This is a genomic window from Verticiella alkaliphila, assembly GCF_018904615.1.
Classification (GTDB): domain Bacteria; phylum Pseudomonadota; class Gammaproteobacteria; order Burkholderiales; family Burkholderiaceae_B; genus Verticiella; species Verticiella alkaliphila.
In genome coordinates, this window is sequence record NZ_JADCNH010000006.1 from 31154 (window position 1) to 43293 (window position 12140).

9 protein-coding genes and 2 pseudogenes are annotated in these 12140 nt (G+C 67.6%); 6 read left to right on the plus strand and 5 right to left on the minus strand.

Annotated features, from left to right (window positions below):
* Positions 1 to 16: 16 nt before the first annotated feature.
* The 4 genes from IMZ29_RS06285 to ntrC all read left to right on the plus strand — a co-directional run bounded on the left by IMZ29_RS06285 (position 17) and on the right by ntrC (position 5194).
* Positions 17 to 721, plus strand: coding sequence for a YggS family pyridoxal phosphate-dependent enzyme (locus tag IMZ29_RS06285; protein ID WP_371820137.1), 705 nt, complete (start codon positions 17 to 19; stop codon positions 719 to 721).
* A 355-nt stretch (positions 722 to 1076) separates the two neighbouring features.
* Complete coding sequence (glnA, locus tag IMZ29_RS06290; protein ID WP_216181756.1) at positions 1077 to 2492, plus strand: type I glutamate--ammonia ligase; 1416 nt, start codon at positions 1077 to 1079, stop codon at positions 2490 to 2492.
* Positions 2493 to 2527: 35 nt separating this feature from the next.
* Positions 2528 to 3607 (plus strand): nitrogen regulation protein NR(II), encoded by a 1080-nt coding sequence (gene glnL / locus IMZ29_RS06295; RefSeq protein WP_216181759.1) that lies wholly within the window; start codon positions 2528 to 2530, stop codon positions 3605 to 3607.
* Between the two features lie 12 nt (positions 3608 to 3619).
* Positions 3620 to 5194 carry a nitrogen regulation protein NR(I) gene (gene ntrC, locus IMZ29_RS06300; RefSeq protein WP_216181762.1) on the plus strand — a complete coding sequence of 525 codons (1575 nt, stop codon included), beginning with the start codon at positions 3620 to 3622 and terminating at the stop codon, positions 5192 to 5194.
* A gap of 20 nt (positions 5195 to 5214) precedes the next feature.
* On the opposite strand, the gene IMZ29_RS06305 is transcribed toward ntrC, so the two are convergent.
* Positions 5215 to 6003, minus strand: a complete 789-nt coding sequence (locus IMZ29_RS06305; RefSeq protein ID WP_216181765.1) for a crotonase/enoyl-CoA hydratase family protein — start codon at positions 6001 to 6003, stop codon at positions 5215 to 5217.
* Positions 6004 to 6150: 147 nt separating this feature from the next.
* Here IMZ29_RS06305 and IMZ29_RS06310 point away from each other — a divergent pair.
* Together IMZ29_RS06310 and IMZ29_RS06315 are read left to right on the plus strand one after the other, a co-directional pair.
* Positions 6151 to 7307, plus strand: a pseudogene (locus IMZ29_RS06310) (acyl-CoA dehydrogenase family protein).
* A 13-nt stretch (positions 7308 to 7320) separates the two neighbouring features.
* On the plus strand, positions 7321 to 8337 hold the full coding sequence (locus IMZ29_RS06315) for an acyl-CoA dehydrogenase family protein (RefSeq protein WP_216181768.1): 1017 nt from the start codon (positions 7321 to 7323) through the stop codon (positions 8335 to 8337).
* Positions 8338 to 8356: 19 nt separating this feature from the next.
* Here the strand turns inward: IMZ29_RS06315 and IMZ29_RS06320 are convergent, their stop codons facing one another.
* The 4 genes and pseudogenes from IMZ29_RS06320 to IMZ29_RS06335 form a co-directional block, all read right to left on the minus strand.
* Complete coding sequence (locus IMZ29_RS06320) at positions 8357 to 9136, minus strand: enoyl-CoA hydratase/isomerase family protein (RefSeq protein WP_216181770.1); 780 nt, start codon at positions 9134 to 9136, stop codon at positions 8357 to 8359.
* Position 9137: 1 nt separating this feature from the next.
* Positions 9138 to 9902 (minus strand): crotonase/enoyl-CoA hydratase family protein, encoded by a 765-nt coding sequence (locus IMZ29_RS06325; protein WP_216181773.1) that lies wholly within the window; start codon positions 9900 to 9902, stop codon positions 9138 to 9140.
* An 80-nt stretch (positions 9903 to 9982) separates the two neighbouring features.
* Complete coding sequence (locus IMZ29_RS06330; protein WP_216181774.1) at positions 9983 to 10747, minus strand: SDR family NAD(P)-dependent oxidoreductase; 765 nt, start codon at positions 10745 to 10747, stop codon at positions 9983 to 9985.
* A 28-nt stretch (positions 10748 to 10775) separates the two neighbouring features.
* Positions 10776 to 11953, minus strand: a pseudogene (locus IMZ29_RS06335) (thiolase family protein).
* Positions 11954 to 12140: the final 187 nt, after the last annotated feature.

A 12140-nucleotide genomic window follows, 5' to 3' on the forward strand; every position in this document is an offset into this window, starting at 1 on the left:
TGCTCTTGATATGACTGTGGATGTTTCCCCTACCGACATCGCCGGCCGACTGGCCGAGATCCAGGCGCGCATCGATGCCGCGTGTGAGGCCGCGCAGCGCCCCGCGGGGAGTGTGCGGCTGCTGCCCGTGACCAAGACGGTGAGCGAGCCGCTCATTCGCGCCGCGCACGCGGCCGGATGTCGCTGGTTCGGTGAGAACAAGGTTCAGGAGGCGCAGGCCAAGGCCGAGGCCATGGCCGATCTCGCGGCGGACTGGTGCGTCATCGGGCACCTGCAGACCAACAAGGCACGGCACGTGGTGCAGTTCGCCGCGGAACTGCACTCGCTCGACAGCGTGCGGCTTGCCGAGGAGCTGGACCGACGCCTGCAGTCGGCCGGGCGCAGCCTGCGGGTGCTGATCCAGGTAAATACTTCGGGCGAGGCCTCCAAGTCGGGCTTGGCCCCCGAGGAAGTGCCGGACTTCCTGCAGGCGATCTCGGCCTGCCAGAGTCTCGCCGTGGCTGGCTTCATGACGCTGGCCTTGCCTTCTGAGGACGATGCGCTCGTGCGCGCCTGCTTCCAGTCATTGGCGCAGGTCCGGGAGCGGGCCAGGCAGGATGGCCCGGCCCACTGGCGCTACGATGAACTGTCGATGGGGATGTCTGGGGATTTCGAACTCGCTATCGCCGAAGGCGCGACCATCGTGCGTTTGGGCACATCGATCTTCGGCGCGCGTGACTGAGCCAATGCGTTGGTAACGCGTGCGCCGCCGCTGGGCGTCGCACGCCGTTTCAGTGCGCACCTTCCCGTTAAGTGCATCAGATCGGTGCGTCATGGATCCCAATGCCACCGTTTGGTGCTTATCATGCCCTATAGTGGAGCATTCCCGCCCCTGAGTCTCGATTCCGGCGGTGGCATGCACCGTCTCGGGGTGTCCGTCCGCAGCCGCCGTCATCCGGCTGCCCAGGGGCAGTGCAGGCGGTTTCGCCTGCCCCGCCTCGAAATCGTGCTCGGTGTCATGAATTGGCACAGTACGTGCATTATCGTTTTCATCGCATTTCCAAGACTTGACCGCCACTTTCCGTAGAGGAGTATTCATGGCCACGCATCAAGACGTTCTCAAGCTGATTCAGGACAAGGAAGTCAAGTTCGTCGACTTCCGCTTCACCGACACGCTGGGCAAGGAGCACCACATCTCCGTGCCGGCCCACGCCGTCGACGAAGACAAGCTTGAGTCCGGTCAGGCCTTCGATGGTTCGTCCATCGCCGGCTGGAAGGGCATCGAAGCCTCGGACATGCTGCTCATGCCCGATGCCGACACGGCCCATCTGGATCCCTTCCGCGAACAAACCACGCTGATCCTGACCTGCGACGTCGTCGAGCCGGCCGACCTGAAGGGCTACGATCGTGACCCGCGTTCGCTCGCCAAGCGCGCTGAAGCCTACCTGAAGTCCAGCGGCATCGGCGACACCGCCTACTTCGGCCCCGAACCCGAATTCTTCGTCTTCGACGGCGTGACCTGGGCGGCCAACGCCTCCGGCGCCTTCTACAAGATCAAGGCCGAAGAAGCGCCCTGGGATAGCGGCGTCGAGTACGAGAACGGCACCAACACCGGTCACCGTCCGCGCGTGAAGGGCGGCTACTTCCCCGTGCCTCCCACCGACTCCTTCCAGGACATGCGCTCGGAAATGTGCACGCTGCTCGAAGAGCAAGGCGTGCCGGTCGAAGTGCACCACCACGAAGTCGCCGCCCCGGGCCAGCTCGAGATCGGCACCGTGTTCAACACGCTGGTGCGCCGCGCCGACTGGAACCAGATCCTGAAGTACACCGTCTGGAACGTGGCTGACGCCTACGGCAAGACGGCGACCTTCATGCCCAAGCCCATCGTCGGTGACAACGGCTCCGGCATGCACGTGCACCAGTCGATCTGGAAGGACGGCCAGAACCTTTTTGCTGGCAACGGCTACGCCGGTCTGTCCGAGTTCGCCCTGTTCTACATCGGCGGCATCATCAAGCACGCCCGTGCCCTGAACGCCATCACCAACCCCAGCACGAACTCGTACAAGCGTCTGGTCCCGCACTTCGAAGCCCCGGTCAAGCTCGCCTACTCGGCCCGCAACCGCTCGGCCTCGATCCGCATTCCGTACGTGAGCAACCCCAAGGCTCGCCGTATCGAGACGCGCTTCCCGGATCCCATGGCCAACCCGTACCTGGCGTTCTCGGCGCTCATGATGGCCGGCCTGGACGGCGTCATGAACAAGATCCACCCCGGCGATCCCGCCGACAAGAACCTGTACGACCTGCCGCCGGAAGAAGACGCGAAGATCCCGACCGTCTGCTCCTCGCTGGATCAGGCCTTGGAAGCCCTGGACAAGGATCGCGAGTTCCTGACCCGTGGCGGCGTGTTCAGCAACAGCATGCTGGATGCGTACATCACCCAGAAGTACGAAGAAGTGAATCGCCTGCGCATGACCACGCACCCGGTCGAATTCGACCTGTACTACGGTCTGTGATGTTCAGGTCCGGCATCGAAGACAGGGGCCCCGGAATGTTGGACGCTGGCGCACATGATCTCTCGGTTCTGGACCTGCTGGTGAGTGCGGTGCTCCTGCTCGACGAGCAGGGCACCATCGTGCACGCCAATGCGGCGGCCGAAGACATCTTCGGCCTGTCGCGGCGTCACCTGCTGGGCCTGGACGCGTGCAACCTCTTCGAGGAAGCCGAGGACCTGCGCCAATCCTTGCGCGAAGCCCTGGACGAGGCCTTCGCCCACAAGACATTGCCATTGCAGCTGGCGCGTCCCGGTGGCGGCGAGCCGCTGGACTTGAGCGCAGCCGTGGTGGTGCAGCATGGCCAACCCTGGCCCGTGCTGCTGGAACTGCGCGAAACCCATTACCGCACGCGGATCGAGCGCGCCGAAGAGCGCCTGGAGCACGCCGATGCGAATCGGGAATTGCTGCGCAATCTCGCCCATGAAGTGAAGAATCCCCTGGGGGGCCTGCGCGGCGCAGCACAACTGCTGCAAGCCGAGCTGGGCGACCCCCGCCTGACCGAATACACCCAGGTCATCATTGCCGAAGCCGATCGCCTGCACGCCCTGGTGGACCGGCTGCTGGCGCCGCACCGCACGCCGCGACGACTCGGCCCCGTGAACATCCATGAAGTCTGCGAGCGCGTCGCCGCCCTCGTGATGGCCGAATGTGGTGCGGGGCTGAAGCTCATCCGCGACTACGACATCTCTGCACCCGAACTCACCGCCGATCGCGAACAGCTGATCCAGGCGCTGCTCAACGTGGTGCGCAATGCCGCCCAGGCACTGGCAGAGCGTCGCCGCCAGGGGCAGGCCGAGATCACGTTGCGCACGCGGGTGGCCCGGCAGGTGACCCTGGCGCGGCAGCGCCACCCGCTGATCCTCGTGCTGCAGGTGATCGACAACGGCCCCGGCATCCCCGAGGCGATCCGCGAGCGCGTGTTCCTGCCGCTCGTCTCGGGCCGCGATGGCGGCACGGGGCTGGGCCTGTCGGTGGTGCAGACCATCGTGCAGCAGCACGGCGGCGAGATCGATGTCGAGAGCCGCCCAGGCTGCACGGAGTTCCGGCTGATGCTGCCCCTGACCTCTCCCGCTTAACCGGAGCACGCGATGAAACCGATTTGGGTCGTCGATGACGATCGTTCCATCCGCTGGGTGCTCGAAAAAGCCCTGGAGCGCGCGGCCATCCCGTGCGTGAGTTTTGCCAACGCCGCCGACGCCCTGGCAGCCCTCGAACATCAGCGCCCGCAGGTGCTGGTGTCCGACATCCGCATGCCGGGCCTGGGCGGGCTGGAACTGTTGCGCGCCATCAAGGCACGCCACCCCGAGGTGCCGGTCATCATCATGACCGCCTACTCGGATCTGGACAGCGCTGTGGCGTCGTTCCAGGGCGGTGCCTTCGACTACCTCGCCAAGCCCTTCGACGTGGACGCGGCGCTGGCGCTCATCCGCCGGGCCATCGGCGGCACGAGCGATGCCGGCGGGCGTGAGGATGAGCCGAGCGCCGATGCCATCACCCCCGCCATGAGCAGCGCGGCATTCCAGCCCGGCATGCTGGGCCAGGCGCCCGCGATGCAGGAGCTCTTTCGCGCGATCGGTCGGCTCTCGGCCTCCAGCGCCACCGTGCTCATCACGGGCGAATCGGGCAGCGGCAAGGAGCTCGTTGCACGCGCCTTGCACCGTCACAGCCCGCGCGCCGACAAGCCCTTCGTGGCGATCAACACCGCGGCGATCGCGGGCGAGCTGCTCGAATCCGAACTCTTCGGCCATGAGCGCGGCGCCTTCACGGGCGCGCATGCACGCCGCGCCGGTCGCTTCGAGGAAGCCGATGGCGGCACGCTCTTCCTGGACGAGATCGGCGACATGCCCGCCGAGTTGCAGACGCGGCTCCTGCGGGTGCTGGGCGACGGCACCTTCTATCGGGTGGGAGGCGCGAGCCCGATCCGCGTGAATGTGCGCGTGATCGCTGCCACGCACCAGCCGCTGGAGCAGCGCGTGCGTCAAGGCACGTTCCGTGAGGACTTGTTCCATCGGTTGAACGTGATTCGCCTGCGCCTGCCGCCGTTGCGCGAGCGCGCTGAAGACATTCCCTTGCTGGCCGCGCATTTCCTGGCGTCCAGCGCGCGCAGCCTGGGCGTGGAGCCCAAGCGGCTCAATCCGTCTGCCTCGCAGGCCCTGATGCGCTTTCCCTTCCCGGGCAACGTGCGTCAGCTCGAGAACATCTGCCACTGGCTCACGGTGATGGCGCCGTCGCAGGTGATCGATCTGCGCGATCTGCCCCCGGAGCTTCGCGAAGGCGGACTGCGCGAGAGCGAGACTGCCGGGCACGTCGCTCAGGGGGGCTGGCAGTCGGACACGACGAGCCTGGGCGAGCCCGCACCCGCGCCGGCGCCCGCTCGCGAACCCGACATGGCAGGCGGCGTCGCTTACGCCGGCGAGCGATCCTCGTCGACTGTCGGCGCACCGGTGGGTGCGGCCTGGCTGAACAGCCTGCAGACCGACGCCATGGGCCGCCTGCGCTCGGGCGAGAGCAACATCATGCACGAGATGACCCGCGACTTCGAACGCGTGCTGATCACGGCGGCCCTGCACGCGTGCGGTGGACGTCGCGTGGATGCGGCCGGGCGGCTCGGCCTGGGCCGCAACACCATCACACGCAAGATGCGTGAGCTGGGCATGGAGTAGGGCAGACGGCGCCCTGCGTCTTATGGCCGGCGCGTGTCGCTGCGCGCCACGAAGGCCTCGACCGCCGCGCGGTGTTCTTCCGTGCGGTGGGCAATGGCCTGAAATCCGGCAGAGAGCTCCAGCAGCGTATCCAGACGGGTATGCTGCCCTTCGCGCAACAGACGTTTGCTCAGGCGCAGCGCCGGCCCGGATTGCTGGGCAATGCGCTGGGCGAGATCACGCGCTTCGCGCATCAGGTCGTCTGCAGCTACCACGCGCGACACCAGTCCCCAGGCCAGCGCCTGGTGCGCATCGATCATGTCGCCCGTGAAGGTCAGTTCCGCGGCGCGTGACATGCCGATCGCCCGCGGAAGCAGCCACGCGCCCCCGTCGCCCGGAATGATTCCGAGCTTGACGAAACTCTCGGCAAAGCGCGCGGTGTCGGCCGCGACGCGGATGTCGCACATGCAGGCGAGATCGCACCCCGCGCCGATCGCGGGCCCGTTGACGGCCGCGATCACGGGCACCTCCAGGTTGTACAGGGCCAGGGGCAGCCGCTGAATGCCCTCGCGATAGACATGGCGCAGCTGCGCGACGGAGACGGCTGGATCGAGTTGCTCCTGCATGGTGCGGATGTTGCCGCCTGATGAGAACACGGAGCCCGTGGCCGTCAGGATAACCACCTTGACGCTGTGGTCCTCCTCGATGCGCCGGCAGGCGGCGGTGAATTCGGCCACGGCCGTGTTGCCGGTCAAGGCATTGCGCACCTCGGGCTGGTCCATCGTCAGCGTGACGACGGGGCCGTCCTGGTCATAGCGAAGAAAGGTCATGGCTGCATCGTCCGGGGAAAAGGCCATGCTACGGGCGTCGCCTTTTCGGGTCCAATATGGTTTGCCCGCCCTGTGATCACTTCGCGCTATCACTGCTTCCTCGATCGGCATTGGACGGCCGTGATACGGATGGCTACGCTCTTGGGCATGCACACCATCGAACGTCACCGCATTCCCGACACGGACGAAGCCTTGCGCGCCGAGATCCGTGCCTTCATCGCCGAGGCCATTGGCGACATGCCGGCCGAGCGCCGCGCCCGCTCGTGGATGGGCTTTGACGCCGACTTCAGCCGGCGTCTGGCACAACGCGGCTGGGTCGGCCTCACACTGCCGACGGAATACGGCGGCGCGGGGCTCGGTCACTTCGCGCGCTTCGTGCTGGTGGAGGAACTCTTGTGCGCGGGGGCGCCTGTCGCGGCACACTGGATCGCGGATCGCCAGAGCGCGCCGCTCATCCTGCGCTTTGGCAACGAGGCGCAACGGCAATGCCACATTCCGCGTATCTGTCGTGGAGAGTCGTTCTTCTGCATCGGCATGAGCGAGCCGGGCGCGGGCTCGGACCTGGCCAGCGTCACCACGCGCGCCGAACGCACCGCGCATGGCTGGCGTTTGAACGGCGGCAAGATCTGGACGACCAACGCGCAGCACTCGCACTACATGATCGCGCTGGTGCGTACGAGCGGCACGCCGGCGGATCGCCAGAAAGGCTTGTCGCAGGTCATCATCGACCTGGCCCGGCCCGGTGTGAACATCCACCCCATCGTCGATCTGGCGGGTGACGCCCATTTCTCGCAGGTGTTCTTCGACGACGTTCACCTGCCCGAGGAAGCCCTGGTCGGTGCCGAGGGGGATGGCTGGCTGCAGGTGAACGCCGAACTCGCGTTCGAGCGCAGCGGCCCCGAACGGCTCTACTCGAGCATGGTGCTGCTCGAGCGCTGGCTCGCCTGGCAGCGCGAGACGGCCCGAGCGGGCGCGCCGCGGGCGTCCATTCCGAGCGCCTGGGCCGGCTGCTCGCCGAGCTCTCGGCCCTGCGCGGGCTGTCGATCGGCGTGACGGCCCGCCTTGCCCAGGGCGAAAGCCCGCTCGTGGAAGCCGCTCTGGTCAAGGATGCCGGGACGACGGTGGAGCAGGCATTGCCCCAGGAGATCGCCCAGGCGCTCGCGGCCGATCCCGATCAGCCCGTGCCGCCCGAGCTCGTACGCACGGCCGCCTATCTGCTGCAGGTTGCGCCGACCTTCTCGCTGCGAGGCGGCACGCGCGAGATCCTGCGCGGGATGATCGCGCGGGGCCTCGGGCTGCGTTGAGACAGGAGCGATGATGGATACGATGTTGTTTGAAGCCGCCGAGGCGTTGTTTGCGGACGTGTGCACGCCCAAGGCCGTACACGCCATCGAGGCGGGTGGCAATCCGCTGCCGATGTGGGAAGCGCTGGATGAGGCCGGCTTTGCCAACGCGCTCGTGCGCGAGTCGCACGGGGGCGCGGGCCTGGGCCTGACCGATGTGTTCGGTGTGCTGTTCGCGGCGGGCCGGCACGCCGTGCCCGTGCCGCTGGCGGCCACACTGCTGGCGCGCGGCTGGCTTGATGCGAACGGCCACGCCTGCCCAGCGGGGTTGATGGCCCTGGCGCCGTTGGGTGTGCGGCGCCATGCCCAAGGCTGTCAGGCTGCCCGGGTGGCGCTGGGTGCGCAGGCAGACCAGGTGCTGGGCGTGTGCGATGGCCAGGCGTGCCTGCTGCCCGTGGCCGAGGCCTCGGCCGAACCCGACGGCGTGCAGCGCAGTCTGGTCGTGTCGCTGACGTGGCCGTCGCAAAGCCACGTCGCGCCGCTGGGCCCGGCTGCTGGCCTGCTGGACCATGCCGCCGCAGGGCAGACCGCGCTGCTCGCGGGCGCCGCCGATCGCGTACTGCAGCTCTCGCTGCAGTACGTGCAGGAACGCTGCCAGTTCGGTCGCAGCATCGGCAAGTTCCAGGCGATCCAGCATCAGCTGGCGGTCATGGCCGAACACGCGGCGATGATGCGCATGGCGGCACAGATTGCGTGCACGGCAGGCCCGGGCAAGGCGCCCGTCGCGGCAGCCGTGGAGGCAGGGATGGCGGTGTGCGCTGAGCGCGCAGGGCAGGTGGCAGCGATCGGCCATGCCGTGCACGGCGCGATTGGCGTGACCGTGGAACACGTCCTGCAGGTCTATACGCGCCGGCTGCAGCAGTGGAGCACGGATCTCGGCTCTGCCGCGTACTGGGCGCGGCGGCTGGGTGAGCGGGCGCTCACGTCGACACACACCGCGCTGGACGTCATCCGCTGCGAGGTGCAGCAGGATGCGGCGGTGGCCGGCTGACGCCGGCCGCCGAGGACGACTACTTGCCCGTGAACTGCGCGGGGCGCTTCTCGACGAAGGAACGTACGCCCTCGACGAAGTCGCTGCTTTGCTGCAGCGAATCCTGCAGTCGGCGCTCCTCACGCAGGAACGCGTGCGGATCCTGCCACTGCTGGCCCAGGAGGCGACGCAAGGCCGCGACTGCCAGCGGCGCGCGCGTGAGGAGCTTGCGTGCACACTCGACGGCGGCAGGCAGGGCCTCGCCGACCGGTGCCGTGTGCTCGATCATGCCCCAGTCGAGCGCCTGCGGAGCTTGCACTGCCAAGCCTTCGATCATCATGCGGCGTGCGCGGCCCATGCCGATGCGCGCCGGCAGAGTGAGAGCCAGGCCGACGTCCGGCACCAGGCCGATGCCCGTGAAAGGCGCGCAGAACTTGGCGTTCTCCGCGGCCACCACATAATCGCAGGCCACCGCCAGCGAGAAGCCTGCGCCGTAGGCATTGCCTTCGACGGCCGCGACCAGCGGCTTGCGCGACTCGACCATCAAGGCGAACACGTCGTGCAGCACGCCGAGCAGCCGCTCTCCGTTGGGGCCGGGCGTGCGGTCCTTCAGATCCGCGCCCGTGCAGAAGTGGCCGCCTTCGCCCGTCAGCACCACGATGCGCACGGCATCGTCATCGAGCAGGGCGGTGAGTTCGCGCTTGAGCGCCAGACCCGCACGGGGCGTCAGCGCGTTCATGCGGGCCGGTCGATCGATGGTGAGGATGCCGATGGCGCCGTCGCGGTGCGTACGGATCGGGGAGGTTTCGGTCTCGCTCATGTCACTTGCCCTGCCAGACAGGCGCGCGCTTCTCGGCGAAGGCGCGGGCACCCTCGCGGGCGTCCTGGGATTCGAAGACAGGGGTCGCGACCTCGCGCTGGCGGGCGAACTGCTCGTCTGGCGCCCACGCGCCGGATTCCACCACCACGCGCTTGCTGCCCGCCGTGGCGAGGGGGCCATTGGCCGCGATGGTCTTGGCCAGCTCGAGCGCCGTCTCCAGCGCCTGGCCCGCTGGCACGAGCCGGTTCACGAGTCCGAAGCGGTGGGCGTCGGCCGCGGGCAGGAGGTTGCCGGTCAGGATGTACTCCATCGCAATGTGATACGGCAGGCGGTGCGGCAGACGCAGCAGGCCGCCCGCGGTCGCCATCAGGCCACGCTTGACTTCGGGCAGCCCGAAGTTGGCGTTGTCGGCAGCGACGATGAGGTCGCACGCAAGCGCGACTTCGAAGCCGCCGGCCAGCGCATAGCCTTCGACGGCGGCGATCAGCGGCTTGCGCGGCGGCCGCTCATTCAAGCCGGCAAAGCCTCGGCCTTCGACGGCGGGGCGCTCGCCGCGCAGAAATCCCTTCAGATCCATGCCCGCGCAGAAGTTGCCGCCGGCGCCCGTGATGATGCCCAGGCGAATGTCGTCGCGGGCGTCCAGCTCGTCCAGGGCCTTGGCCATGGCCTGCGAGAGCGCCAGGGTGGCGGCGTTGCGGGCCTCGGGCCGGTTCAGCGTCATGATCTGCACGCCGTCGCGTACCTCGACCAGGAGTTCTTCGTTCATGGGGTGTCTCCTCCCTCGAATCGTGAGATGGGTGTTCCAGGGGCCGGGGGCGCGCATGCGCGCCACACCGGCCCGTATGCTCAGCGCGGCTGCATGCGGATGGCGCCATCCAGGCGGATCGTCTCGCCATTCAGATAGCCATTCTGGATCATGTGCGTCGCGAGCTCGGCGAACTCTTCCGGCTGGCCCAGGCGCGCCGGGTTCGGCACCGAGCGGCCCAGCGAGGTGCGGATGTCTTCGGACAGGCGCGCAAGCATCGGCGTGTCGAAGATGCCGGGGGCGATCGTGTTGACGCGGATGTTCTTGGAGGCGAGATCGCGCGCCGACACGAGCGTGAGGCCCACGACACCGGCCTTGGCCGTGGCGTAGGGGACCTGGCCGATCTGACCTTCGAAAGCCGCCACCGAGGCCGTCAGCACGCAGGCGCCGCGCTCACCGTCGATGACTTCGTTCCTGGCCATGCGCGCTGCCGACAGGCGCAGCACGTTGAAGCTGCCGATCACGTTCAGGCGGATCACCGATTCGAACTTCTCCATTGAGCCCGGGCTGCCGTCCTTCTCGACCAGCCGAATGGCCGCGCCACCGCCGGCGCAATGCACCACGGCCCGCAGCTCGCCCAGGCTCTCGGCCACGTCGAGCGCCGCGTTCATCTGGTCGGTGTCCGTCACGTCGGCAATGGAGAAACGCGCATTGGGGCCAAGCGACAGCGCGGCGTCGGCACCGTTGGAGCGTTCCAGATCGGCGATCACGACCTTGGCACCGCCTTCGATGAGGCGACGGGCCGTGGCCAGGCCCAGGCCCGATGCACCGCCCGTGACGAGGGCAACGATGTTCTGCAGTTTCACGACGTATGTCTCCAGGAAAAGGTGGCGCTTACAGGCGCTCGATGATGGTGGCGTTGGCCATGCCGCCGGCTTCGCACATCGTCTGCAGGCCATAGCGCCCGCCCTGCGTATGCAAGCCGTTGATGAGGGTGGCCATGATGCGGGTGCCCGACGCACCCAGCGGGTGGCCGAGGGCGATCGCGCCGCCCCACGGGTTCAGTCGCGCGTCGTCCGTGCCCAACTCGCGCTGCCAGGCCATCGGCACCGAGGCGAAGGCTTCGTTCACTTCGAAGTGGCTGATGTCATCCAGCGTGAGGCCGGCCTTGCGCAGCACGCGCTGCGTGGCAGGAATGGGCGCGGTGAGCATCATGAGCGGATCGTCGCCGATCACGTCCATCGCCACGACCCGGGCGCGCGGGGTGAGGCCCAGGCGCAGCGCGGTGTCCTCGCTCATCATCAGCACGGCCGAAGCGCCATCGCTGATCTGCGAGGCATTGCCCGCCGTGACCGACCATTCGATCTCCGGAAAGCGCGCGTGCAGTTCGTCATTGCGAAACGACGGTTTCAGGTCCGCCAGCTTTTCGGCCGTGGTGCCCGCGCGAATGGTCTCGTCCTGTTCTGCCGTGCCGGTCGGGGTCTGGATCGGCACGATCTCCTTGGCGAAGTAGCCAGCCTTGCGGGCATCGTCGGCCCGGGCGTGGGAGCGCGCCGAGTAGGCGTCCATGGCTTCGCGGCTGATCTGCCACTTCGCGGCCACCCGCTCGGCGCACACGCCCTGGCCGATCAGGCCGGGGGCATAGCGCTCGAGGAACGAGGGGCCATACGGATTCTGGTCGATGCGGGAAATGCCCATGGCACCCGGCTCATGGATTCCACGCCGCAGGCGATCACGATGTCGTAGGCGCCAGCGGCGATGCCCTGATGGGCGAAATGCACGGCTTGCTGGCTGCTGCCGCACTTGCGCTCGACGGTGGTGGAGGGCACGTGCTCCGGGAAACCGGCGGCCAGCCACGCGATGCGCCCGGGTGAGCCCGACTGTTCGCCCACCTGGCTCACGCAGCCCGTGATGACGTCATCGACGCTGCCGGGATCGATGCCGTTGCGCTCGACCAGGGCCTTGAGCACCTGGGCGAGCAATTCGGTGGGATGCATCTCGGTGAAGAGCGAGCCGGGCTTGGAGCGGCCCAGCGGCGAGCGGATGGCGTCGACGATGACGGGATTCTTCATGGGGGACTCCGGTGTGCCCGGGACCGGGCAGGAAATGTCTCAGGGTGGCCGTGGAAACCGGCCATCGATATCTGGTTTGTGGACTATAGATTTCATTATTCGGATGGTCAACAGCAAAATTTTGATTCGCAAGTGTTGGTTATTGAGCCACTCTCTTTTATCATCCGCCTTCAACTGGTGACGGACA